This window comes from Providencia sp. 2.29 (assembly GCF_015832305.1).
GTDB classification, from domain to species: domain Bacteria; phylum Pseudomonadota; class Gammaproteobacteria; order Enterobacterales; family Enterobacteriaceae; genus Providencia; species Providencia stuartii.
The window spans coordinates 1,157,167-1,173,297 of the sequence record NZ_CP065420.1; the positions used below are offsets into that span (position 1 = coordinate 1,157,167).

15 protein-coding genes are annotated in these 16,131 nt (G+C 42.0%); 12 read left to right on the forward strand and 3 right to left on the reverse strand.

The window, feature by feature from the left end; genetic code table 11:
* Positions 1–48 precede the first annotated feature (48 nt).
* Entirely contained in the window at positions 49–1,014 is a 966-nt protein-coding gene (gene treR, locus I3B46_RS05140; protein ID WP_004922927.1) for a trehalose operon repressor TreR, read from the reverse strand.
* Positions 1,015–1,325: 311 nt separating this feature from the next.
* On the opposite strand from treR, the gene cysG reads away from it, so the two are divergent.
* The 12 genes from cysG (at position 1,326) to rpoS (ending at position 12,471) form a co-directional block, all read left to right on the forward strand.
* Complete coding sequence (gene cysG / locus I3B46_RS05145) at positions 1,326–2,738, forward strand: siroheme synthase CysG (protein ID WP_004922925.1); 1,413 nt, start codon at positions 1,326–1,328, stop codon at positions 2,736–2,738.
* 15 nt (positions 2,739–2,753) lie between these two features.
* Positions 2,754–3,662 carry a sulfate adenylyltransferase subunit CysD gene (cysD, locus tag I3B46_RS05150; RefSeq protein ID WP_004922922.1) on the forward strand — a complete coding sequence of 303 codons (909 nt, stop codon included), beginning with the start codon at positions 2,754–2,756 and terminating at the stop codon, positions 3,660–3,662.
* 11 nt (positions 3,663–3,673) lie between these two features.
* Entirely contained in the window at positions 3,674–5,116 is a 1,443-nt protein-coding gene (cysN, locus tag I3B46_RS05155; protein ID WP_040132390.1) for a sulfate adenylyltransferase subunit CysN, read from the forward strand.
* A gap of 5 nt (positions 5,117–5,121) precedes the next feature.
* Complete coding sequence (cysC, locus tag I3B46_RS05160; RefSeq protein WP_014656632.1) at positions 5,122–5,727, forward strand: adenylyl-sulfate kinase; 606 nt, start codon at positions 5,122–5,124, stop codon at positions 5,725–5,727.
* A gap of 399 nt (positions 5,728–6,126) precedes the next feature.
* Positions 6,127–6,426 (forward strand): cell division protein FtsB, encoded by a 300-nt coding sequence (gene ftsB, locus I3B46_RS05165; RefSeq protein ID WP_004922916.1) that lies wholly within the window; start codon positions 6,127–6,129, stop codon positions 6,424–6,426.
* 68 nt (positions 6,427–6,494) lie between these two features.
* Complete coding sequence (gene ispD, locus I3B46_RS05170) at positions 6,495–7,217, forward strand: 2-C-methyl-D-erythritol 4-phosphate cytidylyltransferase (protein WP_014656631.1); 723 nt, start codon at positions 6,495–6,497, stop codon at positions 7,215–7,217.
* 12 nt (positions 7,218–7,229) lie between these two features.
* Positions 7,230–7,742: a 2-C-methyl-D-erythritol 2,4-cyclodiphosphate synthase gene (ispF, locus tag I3B46_RS05175; protein WP_004922911.1), complete on the forward strand. Its 513-nt coding sequence runs from the start codon at positions 7,230–7,232 to the stop codon at positions 7,740–7,742.
* On the forward strand, positions 7,708–8,757 hold the full coding sequence (truD, locus tag I3B46_RS05180; RefSeq protein WP_014656630.1) for a tRNA pseudouridine(13) synthase TruD: 1,050 nt from the start codon (positions 7,708–7,710) through the stop codon (positions 8,755–8,757). Before ispF ends, truD begins: the two co-directional genes overlap by 35 nt.
* Positions 8,735–9,496, forward strand: a complete 762-nt coding sequence (gene surE, locus I3B46_RS05185) for a 5'/3'-nucleotidase SurE (RefSeq protein WP_004922907.1) — start codon at positions 8,735–8,737, stop codon at positions 9,494–9,496. The genes truD and surE overlap by 23 nt, the downstream gene beginning before the upstream one ends.
* Positions 9,493–10,119: a protein-L-isoaspartate(D-aspartate) O-methyltransferase gene (locus tag I3B46_RS05190; protein ID WP_004922905.1), complete on the forward strand. Its 627-nt coding sequence runs from the start codon at positions 9,493–9,495 to the stop codon at positions 10,117–10,119. The genes surE and I3B46_RS05190 overlap by 4 nt, the downstream gene beginning before the upstream one ends.
* A gap of 243 nt (positions 10,120–10,362) precedes the next feature.
* A complete protein-coding gene (gene nlpD, locus I3B46_RS05195; protein WP_014656629.1) occupies positions 10,363–11,430 on the forward strand; it encodes a murein hydrolase activator NlpD in 1,068 nt (355 codons plus the stop codon).
* A gap of 54 nt (positions 11,431–11,484) precedes the next feature.
* On the forward strand, positions 11,485–12,471 hold the full coding sequence (rpoS, locus tag I3B46_RS05200) for an RNA polymerase sigma factor RpoS (protein WP_004922901.1): 987 nt from the start codon (positions 11,485–11,487) through the stop codon (positions 12,469–12,471).
* Positions 12,472–12,576: 105 nt separating this feature from the next.
* On the opposite strand, the gene miaE is transcribed toward rpoS, so the two are convergent.
* A complete protein-coding gene (miaE, locus tag I3B46_RS05205; RefSeq protein WP_004922898.1) occupies positions 12,577–13,338 on the reverse strand; it encodes a tRNA isopentenyl-2-thiomethyl-A-37 hydroxylase MiaE in 762 nt (253 codons plus the stop codon).
* A gap of 1 nt (position 13,339) precedes the next feature.
* Complete coding sequence (mutS, locus tag I3B46_RS05210) at positions 13,340–15,904, reverse strand: DNA mismatch repair protein MutS (RefSeq protein ID WP_061064741.1); 2,565 nt, start codon at positions 15,902–15,904, stop codon at positions 13,340–13,342.
* Positions 15,905–16,131 lie beyond the last annotated feature (227 nt).

Here is a 16,131-nt window from a genome sequence, read left to right on the forward strand (position 1 = left end):
CATAACTAGACGATGATCACAAGTAATAATAATTATTTTCTTAAGTTATTAATTTAATTTATCACTGGAGATAATGATTTTTTGTGGCGGAACATCTTCTTTTGCCATTTTAATCAATATATTAGCAGCCTCTTTCCCACTCTCTCTAAAGCCTAAACGGTAGAATTTGGTTTGAGGAAATAAAAAGGCCAATAAATCATTTCGCCCAATACAGGCCACATCGATATGATTCATGTTTTGTTCGGATAAGTATTTTTGTACACCAAATGCTAATGAGTCTGTTGCGCACAGTATGGCTTGTGGTGATGTGGTTAAGATCTCTTTAGCAAGCATATAGCCACTTTGGTAATTAAGTTCACCTAATTGTGCGTGAGGGGTTAAACCTTGCTGCTGACAATAGTGTAGATAAGATTGGTAACGAAGTAGGCCCGTTGTTTCATCGTGAACATTGATCCCGATATAACTTATTTGTTGGTAATTTTTTTGTTTATGAAAATAGTGCATAAGGTTTTTAACCGCACTTTCATCATCGTGACAAATAGAGACAAAACCTTCTAATGGTCGCGCAATAACAACCATTTTTTGTTTCCAATTGGAGAGCTTATTGATATCAATGCCTGAAAAAGCAAAAAAGACAATCCCATCAACCTTTTGGCGAGCAAGCATTTTTAAATGTTCCTCAACTTTTTCCGGTTTAAATTGACTCTCTAAAATAATAGGGTCGATATTATTTTGATAGAAAATAGGTAGCATGGAACTGACTGCTTGGTTTTCAGCGTAAGAATCTAAACGCGTCATGATGATGCCGAAAGAGCGGTTTGAATAGCCTCGCATTGCACGGGCAGATTTTGAGGGAGTAAATTGGTATTTTTCAATTATTTGATTAACTTTTTGCCGAGTCTCTTCATTAACCATTGGGTCTTGATTAATCACCCTTGAAACTGTTGATTTACCTACGCCACATAGCTTTGCAATATCATTAATGGTGAGTTTCTTTTTATCCGTTTTTATCATAATGTTTTGTCTTAATTAGCTAAATACTTATAAAGGCTTAGTCATTTATATTTATTTTCTATTTATGTGCTTAGTCTAACTCATTTTTTCAAGGCATCTGTAGAAAAGAAGCGATCAATACTTATCTTAGTCGTGAAATCGCGTTTTGCTTTGATGCCATTATGAGTATTTCTTCTTCATAACTCATTAGGCTGACTTATTCCTTTGCGTTACATCTAATGAATTTTTGGCATTTCATAACCCAACTTGCACGCCATATAGTCAATTTAAATGGTTGTCATAAAAAAGTGATATAACACCGGAAGAGCAAGATGGAATATTTACCGTTATTTGTGGATCTTCGATCCCGCAAAGCTGTGCTAGTTGGCGGCGGCGATGTTGCAGCACGCAAAGCAGAGCTATTGCTTAAAGCTAATGCCGCGCTTGTCGTCATTTCTCCGACATTAAACCCACTCTTACAGCGCCTTTATGAGCAAAATGCATTTGAGTGGATTAAAGGTGAGTATCACTCTGCACATATTGAGAAGGCATATTTGGTGATCGCTGCAACTGATAATCCCTCATTGAATGAGAAAGTTTTTCATGATGCGGAGTCTCAACACACCTTTGTAAATGTGGTTGATGAAAAGCCGCTATGCTCTTTCATTGTGCCTTCAATCATCGATAGAGACCCTGTCGTTGTTGCTATTTCATCGGGGGGAACGGCTCCCGTACTTGCTCGTTTATTACGCGAAAAACTGGAAGGGATGCTACCACATTCACTAGGCCAGATGGCTGAGATAGCAGGGCGCTGGCGCGAAAAGGTGAAAGAGTCTATTACCAGCATGCGTGAGCGCAAACGCTTTTGGGAAAAAAGCTTTAATGGTCACTTTGCCTCATTGGTTGAAAAAGGCCAACTTTCACAAGCAGAGCAGCAGTTAGAGAAACAACTGTATGAGCAAGATACTAGCGGGGAGCTGACCCTTGTTGGCGCAGGCCCCGGAGACGCAGGGCTATTAACATTAAAAGGTCTGCAAGTTTTGCAAAATGCAGATGTTGTTTTATACGACAACCTTGTTAGTGAGGAAGTGCTTGATTTAGCACGGCGTGATGCAGACAAAATTTGTGTTGGAAAGCGAGCTCATCGTCATTCAGTTCCCCAAGAAGAGACCAATTCGTTAATTGTCAAACTAGCGAAACAGGGGAAAAAAGTCGTACGTTTAAAAGGTGGTGACCCCTTTATTTTTGGTCGAGGTGGCGAGGAGCTTGAAGTGGCTGCCGCCGCAGGTATTCCTTTTCAAGTGGTTCCCGGTATTACAGCAGCGATTGGTGCGACAGCGTATGCGGGGATCCCTTTGACGCACCGTGAACATTCTCAAAGTGTCACGTTTATCACAGGGCACTGTAAGAATGATGGGAATGAATTAGATTGGCCAGCTTTGGCTAGAGGTCATCAAACCTTAGCCATTTATATGGGAACGGTAAAGGCAGATAGCATTAGTAAACAATTGATTTATTTTGGGCGCTCCCCAGAAACCCCTGTGGCAGTCATCGGTTGTGGTACACGCAGTAACCAGCAAGTGCTTAGTGGTCAGTTGCATGAATTAGAAGCACTTGCGCAAAAAGCGCCTTCGCCTGCTTTATTAGTGATTGGTGAAGTCGTCGCATTACATCAACAGTTAGCTTGGTTTGGTCATCAAGTCGTGGAAAACAGATGGCGTTCAGCCGTGCTGGAATTGGCTTAATAGAAGGAGGCCATCATGAATGAAAAACGATTGACCCATTTGCAGCAGTTGGAAGCTGAAAGTATTCATATTTTACGTGAAGTGGCTGCTGAATTTGCAAATCCAGTGATGCTTTATTCAATAGGCAAAGATTCATCCGTTATGTTGCATTTAGCGCGTAAGGCTTTTTATCCAGGTAAATTGCCATTTCCATTATTACATGTGGATACAGGGTGGAAATTTCGTGAAATGTATGAATTTCGTGATAAAACGGCGAAAAACTATGGTTTCGAACTCCTAGTTTACCGGAATCCAGAAGGGGAGGCGCTTGGTATCAATCCCTTTATACATGGTAGCGCAAAGCATACAGACATTATGAAAACGGAAGGTTTAAAACAAGCGCTGGATAAATATGGTTTCGATGCAGCATTTGGGGGGGCAAGGCGTGATGAAGAAAAATCACGCGCAAAAGAGAGAATATACTCTTTCAGAGACCGTTCACACCGTTGGGATCCTAAAAACCAACGCCCTGAATTATGGCATAACTATAATGGGCAAATTAATAAAGGTGAGAGCATTCGCGTCTTCCCACTATCCAACTGGACAGAACTGGATATTTGGCAATATATCTACTTAGAAAATATCGATATTGTGCCTCTCTATTTTGCAAAAGAGCGCCCTGTATTAGAGCGGGATGGCACACTATTGATGGTAGATGATGACCGTATAGATTTAAAAGCGGGTGAAGTGATTGCGAAGCGAAAAGTGCGTTTTCGGACGCTAGGGTGCTGGCCATTAACGGGGGCTGTTGAATCACAGGCAGAGACCTTACCTGAAATTATCGAAGAGATGCTGATATCCACGACGAGTGAACGTCAAGGTCGGTTAATCGATAGTGACCAAGCTGCATCAATGGAGCAAAAGAAGCGTCAAGGGTATTTTTAAGGGGAAACGTTATGGCAGATTTAGCATACAACGAAATTATTGCGGAACAAATTAAGCAACAAGGTGGAGTTGAAGGCTACTTATTAGCACAGCAACACAAAGGGCTATTACGCTTTCTAACCTGTGGCAATGTTGATGATGGTAAAAGTACCCTGATTGGTCGCTTATTACATGACACTCGACAAATTTATGAAGATCAACTTTCTGTGTTGCAAAATGACAGTAAGCGTATAGGCACACAAGGAGAAAAATTAGATTTAGCATTGCTGGTGGATGGCCTTGCTGCGGAGCGTGAACAAGGTATTACGATTGATGTCGCTTACCGCTATTTTTCGACCCAAAAGCGCAAATTTATTATTGCGGATACGCCGGGCCATGAACAATATACGCGTAACATGGCGACAGGCGCCTCAACTTGCTCACTGTCTATTTTGTTGATCGATGCTCGAAAAGGAGTTCAAGAGCAAACTCGACGTCACAGTTTTATTAGTACACTGCTGGGTATCCGTCACTTAATTGTGGCAGTTAATAAGATGGATTTAGTGGATTACAGTGAAGCTGTATTCGAAAAAATTAAGCAAGACTACCAAAAATTTGCTACCGAATTACCTGTTGATCTGAATGTTTGGTTTGTACCGATTTCTGCTCTTGATGGCGATAATATTGTTAACAAAAGCCAAAATATTCCATGGTATCAAGGTGAAACGCTACTACACATTTTAGAAAATGTTCAAGTCCAGCAAAAAGCCTCAGAGCAGGCATTACGCTTCCCGATCCAATATGTGAATCGGCCAAACTTGGACTTTAGAGGCTATAGTGGAACCTTATCTTCAGGGATTGTGAGTATCGGTCAATCTGTTAAAGCATTACCATCGGGTCAAGTCTCTAAAGTTAAAGATATCATTACATTCGATGGTGCTTTGCAGTTTGCTGTTCCGGGGGAAGCAATCACATTAGTGTTAGAAGATGAGATTGATATTAGCCGTGGAGATTTAATTGTTGCAGAAAACGATACGTTGCAGAGCACTCATCATGCCTTGATTGATGTGGTTTGGATGTCGGAGCAGCCACTTGTTCAAGGGCAACAGTTGGATATCAAAATCGCGGGCAAAAGAAGTCGCGCCAAAGTTGAAAATATTCACTATCAAGTCGATGTTAATAACTTAACACAAAAGGTCGCTACTGAACTGCCGCTTAATGGTATTGGGCTGGTGGAGTTCTCTTTTGATGAGCCACTATTATTAGATAACTATCAACACAATGCTGATACAGGTGGCATGATCCTAATTGATAGGCTCACGAATGTTACTGCGGGAGCCGGCTTAGTACGTGAGGTTACCGGACAGTTTATTGAGCAAAAAGATAACTTTAGCGAGTTTGAAATTGAACTCAATAAATTGATTCGACGCCATTTCCCTCATTGGGGAGCGCGCGATTTACTCGGTGGAAAATAAACATGATGGCGCTAACGGATAATCATATTGTTTGGCACGATCATCCCGTCACTCGGCAAGCTAGAGAAGTGGCTAATGGGCATAAAGGCGCGGTATTGTGGTTTACAGGGTTATCAGGATCAGGTAAATCGACATTAGCGGGAGCGACTGAGCAAGCTTTAGCCGCGATGGGAATAAAAACCTATCTGCTTGATGGTGATAATGTACGTCATGGTTTATGTGGTGATTTAGGGTTTAGCGAGGCGGATAGACAAGAAAATATCCGCCGGATTGGTGAAGTAGCTAAATTGATGGTCGATGCAGGCCTAATCGTCGCAACGGCTTTTATATCGCCTTATCAGGCAGATAGAGCGCGTGTTCGTGACCTATTTGAAGAAAATCAATTTTTTGAGCTTTACGTAACAACCCCCGTAGAAGTGTGTGAACAGCGCGATCCTAAAGGGCTTTATAAACAGGCCAGAGCAGGAAAAATTAAACAGTTTACGGGGATCGATTCTCCTTACCAAGAGCCGCTAAAACCCGAGTTACGGCTTGATGGTTTACAGCCTATCAACGACTCGGTGACAAGGATTATTCATCTGTTAACTCATCAACAAGTGATTAAGATTTAAACTATTCTTCATGAGATGATGTTGCTGGATAGATGCGATTTTCAGTAACATCTCTTCGCGTTCATCTGTCATTTCCCCTTAGCTTTCCTGAACATAAGACCCACTTGGGTTAGTCTTGGTCTTCTATAGTGGCGTTACATAAGTGCAAAATATTTTGCATGAAGGCTCGTGTTTTCGTTGGTGAATTTTACTCAGTTAGGTAATAGTTTGATGATAGGCGTAGAGATAAGATTTGATTCTGGATGAGAAATTAAACAAAGGACGTATTGTTAACATTAATTTGAGTAAAATTTAGCCATTTAACCGGTAATTTTTACTTACTTTTATGACATTACTTTCTTCATAGTAGCGTCATGAGCTCAGTTATGGGATGATTAGCTAATCATTTCAGGGGGCAAAATGGGCAAATTAACGCTTCTATTAATCGCCGTATTGGCTTGGACACAATATTCTCTATGGTTAGGGAAAAATGGCATTCACGATTACGTCCGAGTCAAAGACGATGTTGCGGCGCAAGAAATTATCAATTCTCGCTTAAAAGTGCGTAATGAGCAGCTATTTGCTGAAATTAATGACTTGAACGATGGTCAAGATGCTATTGAAGAGCGTGCCCGTACAGAGCTTGGAATGATCAAACCTGGTGAATCATTTTATAGAATGGTAAAAGAGAGTAATAACCAAAAAGAATCTAAAAATTAATAAGTTATAAACTCTTTTATAATCTGTTATATCTATCGGTCATTAATTTCAATGTAAGATCCAACATAATGAATAACTCAATAATTGGGGTAGATTCGCAAGTGGTTGCGATAATTCCCGCGGCAGGTATTGGTAGTCGTATGAAGGCCGATTGCCCAAAACAGTACTTGCAGGTTGCAGGGAAAACTATCATTGAGCATACAATTAATGCATTGCTATTGAATCCTCATGTTGCCAGTGTTGTTATCGCGTTGAGTCCTGATGACGACTATTTTGCTAAGCTTGATATTGCGCAAGATTCACGCGTGACGACAGTTGAAGGTGGCAAAGAGCGAGCAGATTCGGTATTAGCAGGGTTAGACTTTTTAGCCCAAGACGGCAATATGCATAATAAGTGGGTATTAGTGCACGATGCGGCACGCCCCTGTTTGCATCAAGACGATTTAAATAAAATTATTCAATTATCAACAAAAAATTGTTGTGGAGGGATCTTGGCAGCTCCGGTCAGGGATACTATGAAACGGAGCCGAAAAGCTTCTGATCTCATCGATCATACAGTGGAGCGGGAAGCCTTATGGCATGCATTGACCCCACAGTTTTTCCCTTTGTTGTTATTGCGAGATTGCTTAAGTAAAGCTTTGAAAGAGAATGCGGTTATCACAGATGAAGCCTCTGCACTTGAATATTGCGGCTATCAACCTGTATTAGTTTCAGGACGTTCTGATAACCTGAAAGTGACTCGACCAGAAGATCTGGCACTGGCGGAATTTTATCTTTCTAGAATGAAATAAAAGGAATAAATAATGAGAATTGGGCACGGTTTTGATGTGCATAAGTTCGGCGGTGATGGTCCTATCATTATTGGTGGTGTCCGTATCCCTTATGAACACGGTTTATTGGCACACTCTGACGGTGATGTGGTATTACACGCAGTAACAGATGCTATTTTAGGTGCAGCAGCACTTGGTGATATTGGTAAGCTCTTCCCTGATACCGACCCTGCATACAAAGGTGCAGATAGCCGCATATTGCTAAAAAAAGCTTACTGCCATGTTCGAGAAAAAGGCTACAGCATTGGAAATATTGATGTCACTATTATGGCTCAAGCACCAAAAATGTTGCCACATATCCCGCAAATGCGCGTCAATATTGCTGAAGATCTTGAATGTCACATGGATGATATTAATGTCAAAGCAACAACAACCGAGCAATTGGGGTTTGTTGGGCGTAAAGAGGGCATTGCATGTGCGGCGGTAGTGCTGTTAGTGAAAGATAATGGTAATGAAACTCATGAATGTACAGTACCTGCATGGTAAACCTCTCTCAACAGGTAAGCTAAAAAGTCAGCCAGAAGATTTTATTGTCAAAGAAGATCTTGGCTTCGAACTGGACGGCGAAGGCGAACACGTTATGGTTCGCGTTGAAAAAACAGGTTGCAACACATTATTTGTGGCTGAACAGTTAGCTAAATTTGCAAAAATTTCAGCTCGTTCAGTGAGCTATGCGGGTTTAAAAGACCGTAATGCAGTGACTGAACAGTGGTTTTGTTTACAAATGCCAGGTAAAGAAACGCCTGATTTTTCATTATGGCAGCTTGATGGTTGTAGAGTCATCGCGACAACGAGACAAAAACGCAAGTTACGTATTGGAACATTGAAAGGCAACCAGTTTGAATTGACGATCCGAGATATTTCAGTACCTGAGGATGTTGAGGCTCGTTTACAGAAAGTTGCAGAACAAGGCATTCCGAATTATTTTGGGGAACAAAGGTTTGGCCGTGATGGGCAAAACTTAACCCAAGCATTACGTTGGGCGAACCAAGAAATTACGGTTCGTGAACGTAATAAGCGTAGTTTCTATTTATCTGCCGCACGTAGTGCTATGTTTAACCATGTTGCAAGTGAACGGATTGAAAACCAAACCATAAACCAAGTATTACTTGGTGATGCGCTACAACTAACAGGGCGTGGAAGTTGGTTTGTTGCAACGGCAGAAGAGTTGCCTACCTTGCAAGCGCGTGTTGCTTCTGGCGAATTGAGTATCACTGCGCCTTTGCCCGGTGATGGCGAATTAGGTACGCAAGAGGATGCACTGGTTTTTGAAACCAACAGCTTAGAAAGCTATCACTCTTTGATGACACTGATGAAAAACGAACGCGTCTCATCGACACGAAGAGCGATGATTGTGAAACCGCAAAATTTTCAATGGCAATGGATTGATCAGACTACATTAAAACTCAATTTTTTCCTTAATTCAGGAAGCTTTGCAACAAGCGTGGTGCGAGAAATCATTAATCAGGATAGTGCCGATGTTAAAGATATTATTGAGTAACGACGATGGTGTGACTGCACCGGGGATCCAGACATTGGCGGCCGCTTTACGTCAATATTATCAGGTGCAAGTGATTGCGCCTGATCGCAACCGTAGTGGGGCATCGAACGCATTAACGTTAGATAGGCCTTTAAGGATCCAAACTCTTGCTAATGGTGACTTTTCTGTACAAGAAGGTACGCCAACAGATTGTGTTTACATTGGTGTGAATAAAGTCGTTAGGCCGCGACCGGATATTGTTGTGTCAGGAATTAACTGTGGGCCTAATTTAGGTGATGATGTGATCTATTCAGGGACAGTTGCTGCGGCGATGGAAGGGAGGCACTTAGGGTTACCTTCAATTGCGGTATCATTGGATGGAGATACCCATTTTGAAACTGCTGCAAAAATAACCTGTGATATTCTCGCGTTATTACATAAAAACCCTTTACGGGCAGGTAACATACTAAACATTAACGTTCCTGATATCCCTTATGAGGATGTTAAAGGGATCAAAGTCACTCGCTGTGGTAGCCGTCATGCTGCTTCAGAAGTCTACAACCTTGAAGATCCTAAAGGTAATATGTTGTATTGGCTAGGGCCTGTAGGGGAGATCCGTGATGCTGGGCCGGGTACTGATTTTGAAGCCGTATCACAAGGTTATGTTTCAATTACCCCATTACAAGTTGACTTAACAGCGTATAAAGCACATTCATTAGTTGAAGAGTGGTTAGAAAAATCGGGAGTGAAAGTAAAATGAGAACAGGCCTCATGAAAGAACTTTTGGCACAACTACGCCAACAGGGAATTCACGATGAGCGCCTGTTAGATGCTTTGTCACAGGTTCCTCGTGAACGCTTTGTTGACGAAGCCCTATCGCATAAGGCTTATGATAATATTCCATTACCTATCGGTTATGGGCAAACTATCTCTCAACCTTATATTGTTGCAAAAATGACTGCATTACTGGCGATTAAGCCAGAAGATCATGTATTAGAAATCGGTACAGGGTCAGGTTATCAAACCGCTGTTTTAGCGCACCTTGCAAAACATGTTTTTTCTGTTGAAAGGGTAAAAAGTTTGCAATGGACGGCAAAACGTCGTTTTAAGCAGCTTGATTTACATAATATCTCCACTCGTCATGGTGATGGCTGGGAAGGCTGGCAATCTAAAGGGCCTTTTGATGCAATTATCGTGACGGCGGCACCCAGTGAAATTCCGCCTCGGTTACTACAGCAATTAAAAGAAGGCGGGCGTTTGGTTCTGCCTGTGGGGGATAAAGATCAAGCGCTGAAGCTAATTACGCGCCGAGGGAATGATTATCATGCTAATGTGGTCGAAAAAGTACGTTTTGTTCCGCTAGTAGCGGGTGACTTAGCGTAATTTTTGCTTATAGTCATATTTGGTAAAATAGGGCACTTTAACAGCTTAAAGTTAAGAATGTTGTATTTTCCATTAAGTCATAATCTCAAATTGTTATATTTTTGATATATTTGGCTTGTTCAATATTTTATATTTCTGCTTTAATAAGCAAAATACTTTTAGTGACGAGAGCTAACAGGCTCTAATGTTTTACTGACACAAATTTATTTGCTATGTCAGATTTTTCTTCACGGGAGAAGAAGCATGAAAATTGTTAGCCCAATAAGCAGAATTCGATGGGCGGTGATCTTTTCATTTAGCGGGGCATTATTGGCTGGATGTTCAACTCCGTACCATACAGCAGCGCCTATTTCTAGCGTAAATGACGGTCAGACGAGTCAATCAAGTCAACAAACTGTTCAAAGAACGGCACCTACTGGTGGTACAAGTACAGCGATGCCTTCTTCTCGACCTAATTTGTCTTCGAATTCTTCATCATCTATTCGTACCTCTGCCCCAGTCAATATGGATGGGCAAGGGCGTATTATCTATAACCGCGACTATGGTAGCATCCCTAAAGGTAGCTACAGTGGCAGTACTTACACCGTACAACGCGGTGATACACTATTCTATATTGCTTATATAACTGGTAATGATTTCCGTGAGTTAGCAGCTAAAAACAATATTGCAGAGCCTTATAGCCTAAATGTTGGGCAAGTGATCAATATTGGTAACGGAAATGTGAACTCAAACGGGCAATTGGCCTCAAATTCATCAAATAGTAATCAGCAACCGGTTGATCTTCGAACAACTAATGCGTATCCTGCAAATGGAAGCGGTCAAAATTCAGGTAAGATGTTGCCTAATAATAAGAAGCCTGCAACGCAAACTTCTACGGCAACAACAACGACGGCAGCTTCTACCGCCTCTACGACGACAGCAAGCAGTACAAATAGCTCATCGATAAAATGGCGTTGGCCAGCGGAAGGGAAAACAATAGAAGGTTTCTCTGATGCTCAAGGTGGAAATAAAGGCATTGATATTGCCGGTTCACGAGGTCAACCTGTACTTGCTTCTGCTCCAGGTAAAGTGGTTTATGCAGGAAATGCACTACGCGGATATGGAAATCTTATAATAATAAAACATAACGATGACTACTTGAGTGCTTATGCACATAACGATACGTTACTTGTGCGTGACCAGCAGGATGTTGCCGCGGGTCAGAAAATAGCCACGATGGGTAGTACCGGAACGAGTTCGGTTAGATTACATTTTGAAATTCGTTACAAGGGAAAATCAGTAAACCCGCTGCGCTACTTACCGCAGCGATAAACTGGGCAGAGTGCAATGACATTCTGCCCTCATTATCAAGGGTAGGAGTCACTGATGAGCCAAAGTTCGCTGAAAGCTAACGAGTTATACAATGACCTCGACGATAGCATGATGGATGATGCTTTTGATGAGAGTCAGTTCAAAGAAGAGGATCTGGTTACTGAACTAGATGATGAAATGGATTTACTCCAGAACACGAATCAGCGTGTTCTGGATGCCACTCAAATTTATCTCAGTGAAATTGGATTCTCTCCGCTCCTAACTGCCGAAGAAGAAGTCTTCTACGCGAGGAGAGCGCTACGTGGAGATGTTGCTTCACGTCAGCGCATGATTGAAAGTAATCTTCGGTTAGTTGTTAAGATCTCTCGACGTTATAATAATCGGGGATTAGCATTATTAGATCTTATTGAGGAAGGTAATCTAGGGTTAATTCGCGCTGTTGAAAAGTTTGATCCTGAAAAGGGGTTCCGCTTCTCAACGTATGCGACATGGTGGATCCGTCAAACGATTGAACGTGCCATCATGAATCAAACTAGAACCATCCGCCTCCCAATTCATATCGTCAAAGAGCTCAATATTTACCTTAGAACTGCCCGCGAATTAGCGCAAAAACTCGACCACGAGCCTAGCGCTGAGGAAATCGCTGAACAGCTTGATAAACCAGTAGAAGATGTCAGCCGTATGTTGCGTTTAAATGAACGTATTACATCGGTCGATACGCCTATTGCTGGCGATTCAGAGAAATCTTTACTTGAAGTTCTCTCTGATGAGAATGAATCAGGCCCAGAGCATACAATTCAAGATAACAACTTAAAAGAGAATATTGTGAAGTGGTTATTTGAATTGAATCCAAAGCAGCGAGAAGTCCTTGCTCGGCGTTTTGGGCTATTAGGCTATGAAGCTGAGACACTAGAAGAAGTTGGCCGAGAAATTGGGTTAACAAGAGAAAGGGTGCGGCAGATACAAGTGGAAGGGCTAAGGCGGTTAAAAGATATTTTACAAGGAGAGGAGCTTTCCTTAGAAGCCTTATTTAATATGTAAATATCTTTGTGAATACATAACGAAAGCCCTCAATATTTGATTGAGGGCTTTTTTCGTTAATGATAATAAATGGTCGAGTTTCTCATCATAGACTTTAGCTTACCGTCACACAGGAACGCCACTATGAAATTTAAAATCGTGGTCTACTGAGGTGATAAGTTCGGCTTCAACGAGACCGAACATCTCAACACGCTCGCTAATATCTGTTTTACTGATTGATTGCGCTAACTGTAGGTAATCTTGATAGTGCCTCGCTTCTGAGCGCAGTAATGAGACATAAAAGCTCGCCAAATCATCGTCTAGAAAAGGAGCCAATTTCGCGAAACGTTCACATGATCGAGCTTCAATATAAGCACCAATAATCAGTTTATCGACCAATGTTTGTGGTTCATGACCACTCATATGACTGAATAGCCCTTTAGCGTATCGACTTGCCGTTATACCATCATAAGCAATATTTCGCTGATGCATAATTTCCAGCACTTGATAAAAATGGTGCAGCTCTTCTTTAATCAAGAGTACCATTTTATCAATTAAATCTTGGCTATAGGGTGACTGCTTTTTCGCCAAGATCTGTTTTGATATTTGGTTTTTATTCTTTAGCGTATGAATATCACCAATACGATCGTAGGCAAAGTCTTCATAAGGCTTAAACCAAGCAAGCAATGTTGCCGCACTCTCTTTATCAACCGCATATTTACGGATCAAAAACATCGCACTTTGCGCCGCCTTTAGCTCACATAATAGATGATCTTTTAAGAGTATAGGGAGGCTTTCTGGTTCACTGGCTTTTTTAACCCAACTATCAGGCGTTTCACAGCGTAAAAACTGCCTGATAGGCGCTAGAAGTTCAGCGTGGTCTTGCATACTACTTATCCATTTCCTTTAAACGATATAACCAATCTAACGCTTGCCTTGGCGTTAACTTATCAGGGTCGATACTTTCAAGAGCGCTAAGAACAGGGGATGGCTCTTCTGGCACTAAGAAGCTGAGTTGTGCGCTATCAACATGGCTCGCGTTGGTATTATTTGAAATAATTTCTAACTCTTTGAGCTTTTGTTTGGCACGCTTAATAACATCTTTAGGGACGCCTGCTAGAGAGGCTACCGCAAGGCCATAACTTTTACTTGCTGCTCCTTCTTGAACATTGTGCATAAAGGCGATGGTGTCGCCGTGCTCCATTGCATCAAGGTGAATATTGACCGCGCCTTCTAATTTTTCAGGTAAGGTTGTTAATTCAAAGTAATGTGTGGCAAATAAAGTCATGGACTTGATTCGGTTAACTAAGTTTTCAGCACAAGCCCAAGCAAGTGACAAACCATCATAGGTTGAAGTGCCTCGACCAATTTCATCCATTAGGACTAAACTTTGCTCTGTTGCATTGTGTAAAATATTAGCCGTTTCAGTCATTTCAACCATGAAGGTTGAACGCCCGGAGGCTAAGTCATCGGATGCGCCAACACGGGTAAAAATACGATCAACAGGTCCAATGACCGCTTTTGTTGCAGGTACGAAACTACCAATATAGGCAAGTAGTGTTATCAATGCAGTTTGGCGCATATAGGTACTTTTACCCCCCATATTAGGGCCTGTAATGATAAGTAGGCGACGTTGTGGGGAAAGTGAAAGCGGATTAGAAATAAATGGTTCACTCAGGACTTGCTCGACCACAGGGTGGCGTCCTTCAGTAATGTGGATCCCTGGTTTATCTGTGAGTTGTGGGCAAGCATAGCCAAGTGTTTCAGCACGCTCAGCTAAGTTATTGAGCACATCGAGCTCTGCAAGAGCCTCCGCACTGATTTGCAAGTCTGCCAAATGTGGCAATAGCATATCGAAAAGCTCATCATAGAGTGCTTTTTCGATAGCTAACGCTTTACTTTTTGAGGTTAAGACTTTGTCTTCGTACTCTTTTAGTTCAGGAATAATGTAACGTTCCGCATTTTTCAGCGTTTGACGACGTACATAATGAATAGGAACTAAATGACTCTGACCGCGACTGACCTGAATAAAATAGCCGTGTACCGCATTGTAGCCCACTTTAAGGGTATCAATGCCCAGCTTCTCTTTTTCGCGAATTTCTAGTCTATCAAGATAGTCTGTAGCTCCATCGGCAAGTGCTCGCCATTCATCGAGTTCGCTATTATAACCCGGAGCGATAACGCCACCGTCACGCACCAATACAGGCGGTGCATCAATAATCGCACGTTGCAGTAAATCCTGTAGCTCATCAAACTGGTTAATACGTTTTTGCAAGTTTTGCAGATATTCGCTGTTAGATTGGTTGAGGATTTGATGAATCTCTTGGTACTGTTCAAAAGCGTGGCGCATACGTGCTAAATCGCGAGGGCGAGCAGAGCGTAAAGCTAAACGGGCAAGTACACGCTCTAAATCACCAATTTGACGTAGTAATGGCTGTAATAGCTCGAAACCACACTCTTGTAAGGCGGCGATAGCTTGTTGGCGATTCGTTAGTGTTTGTATATGGCGCAATGGGGTATGAAGCCAACGCTTGAGCATGCGGCTTCCCATCGGGGTAACGCATAAATCCAAAATAGACGCTAAAGTATTATCTGTGCCACCAGATAAGTTTTGCGTGATCTCAAGATTACGACGTGTTGCAGCATCCAGAATAACGTTATCTGTTTGTTTTTCCATGATGATGCTACGGATATGAGGTAATGCCGTACGTTGAGTATCTTTGACGTATTGGAGAAGGCAGCCAGCAGCGCGTAGCGCTCTCGAGGCATTTTCGACCCCAAACCCAATTAAGTCTTTTGTGCCAAATTGTAGGCCAAGCTGCTGTTTTGCTGTTTCTAGCTCGAATTCCCATAGAGGCCGACGACGTAGGCCTTTACAGTTTTCGATTAACGCCATACTCGCAAAGTCTTCAGGATAGAGTAATTCAGCAGGGCGAGTACGTTGTAGCTCTGCTTGTAGAGACTCTTCGTCATCGAATTCACTGATGATAAAGCGCCCCGACGTGATATCTAAGGTTGCAAAGCCATAGCCTTGAGGCTCTTGCCAGACTGAGGCCAATAGATTGTCTTGCCGCTCATTCAGTAATGCTTCATCGGTGATTGTACCCGGTGTAACAATACGTACGACTTTACGCTCAACAGGACCTTTACTCGTTGCGGGATCACCAATTTGTTCGCATATCGCGACAGATTCACCCAGTTGCACCAATTTTGCTAAATAGTTTTCGGCCGCATGGTGTGGTACACCCGCCATTGGAATAGGCTGACCCGCCGTTTGTCCTCGTTTGGTGAGCGAAATATCTAATAATTGAGACGCTTTTTTGGCATCATCAAAGAAAAGCTCGTAAAAATCCCCCATACGATAGAACAGCAATATGTCAGGATGTTGTGCTTTTAGTTTTAAATACTGCTGCATCATTGGTGTGTGGGATTCAAAATTTTGGTTATCAGTCATAAGCTTGTTTGTCTAATCTGTTGAATTTATTTAATCCTGTGTCCGTTGGCTGTCTCATTAGACTCCATTTTATTGTAGAGAATGTCACAGAATCCCATGATTGAGTGTAGGTTAAAATGTAGGCTGTTTATGGGGCTAAAACCCAATGAGCATTGTAAATGCACCAATCTGCACTTTAGTCTAAACACATTGAATACTTTTATAATAAGCGTTAATTAGAGTAACAC

What these genes read in the sequence shown, in the direction of transcription:
- rpoS (WP_004922901.1), top strand. Translation starts at nt 11,485, where the DNA reads ATGAGCCAAAGTTCGCTGAAAGCTAACGAGTTATACAATGACCTCGAC.
- surE (WP_004922907.1), top strand. Translation starts at nt 8,735, where the DNA reads ATGTTAAAGATATTATTGAGTAACGACGATGGTGTGACTGCACCGGGG.
- I3B46_RS05190 (WP_004922905.1), top strand. Translation starts at nt 9,493, where the DNA reads ATGAGAACAGGCCTCATGAAAGAACTTTTGGCACAACTACGCCAACAG.
- miaE (WP_004922898.1), bottom strand. Translation starts at nt 13,338, where the DNA reads ATGCAAGACCACGCTGAACTTCTAGCGCCTATCAGGCAGTTTTTACGC.
- cysG (WP_004922925.1), top strand. Translation starts at nt 1,326, where the DNA reads ATGGAATATTTACCGTTATTTGTGGATCTTCGATCCCGCAAAGCTGTG.
- treR (WP_004922927.1), bottom strand. Translation starts at nt 1,014, where the DNA reads ATGATAAAAACGGATAAAAAGAAACTCACCATTAATGATATTGCAAAG.
- ispF (WP_004922911.1), top strand. Translation starts at nt 7,230, where the DNA reads ATGAGAATTGGGCACGGTTTTGATGTGCATAAGTTCGGCGGTGATGGT.
- ispD (WP_014656631.1), top strand. Translation starts at nt 6,495, where the DNA reads ATGAATAACTCAATAATTGGGGTAGATTCGCAAGTGGTTGCGATAATT.
- cysD (WP_004922922.1), top strand. Translation starts at nt 2,754, where the DNA reads ATGAATGAAAAACGATTGACCCATTTGCAGCAGTTGGAAGCTGAAAGT.
- cysC (WP_014656632.1), top strand. Translation starts at nt 5,122, where the DNA reads ATGGCGCTAACGGATAATCATATTGTTTGGCACGATCATCCCGTCACT.
- truD (WP_014656630.1), top strand. Translation starts at nt 7,708, where the DNA reads ATGAAACTCATGAATGTACAGTACCTGCATGGTAAACCTCTCTCAACA.
- cysN (WP_040132390.1), top strand. Translation starts at nt 3,674, where the DNA reads ATGGCAGATTTAGCATACAACGAAATTATTGCGGAACAAATTAAGCAA.
- ftsB (WP_004922916.1), top strand. Translation starts at nt 6,127, where the DNA reads ATGGGCAAATTAACGCTTCTATTAATCGCCGTATTGGCTTGGACACAA.
- nlpD (WP_014656629.1), top strand. Translation starts at nt 10,363, where the DNA reads ATGAAAATTGTTAGCCCAATAAGCAGAATTCGATGGGCGGTGATCTTT.
- mutS (WP_061064741.1), bottom strand. Translation starts at nt 15,904, where the DNA reads ATGACTGATAACCAAAATTTTGAATCCCACACACCAATGATGCAGCAG.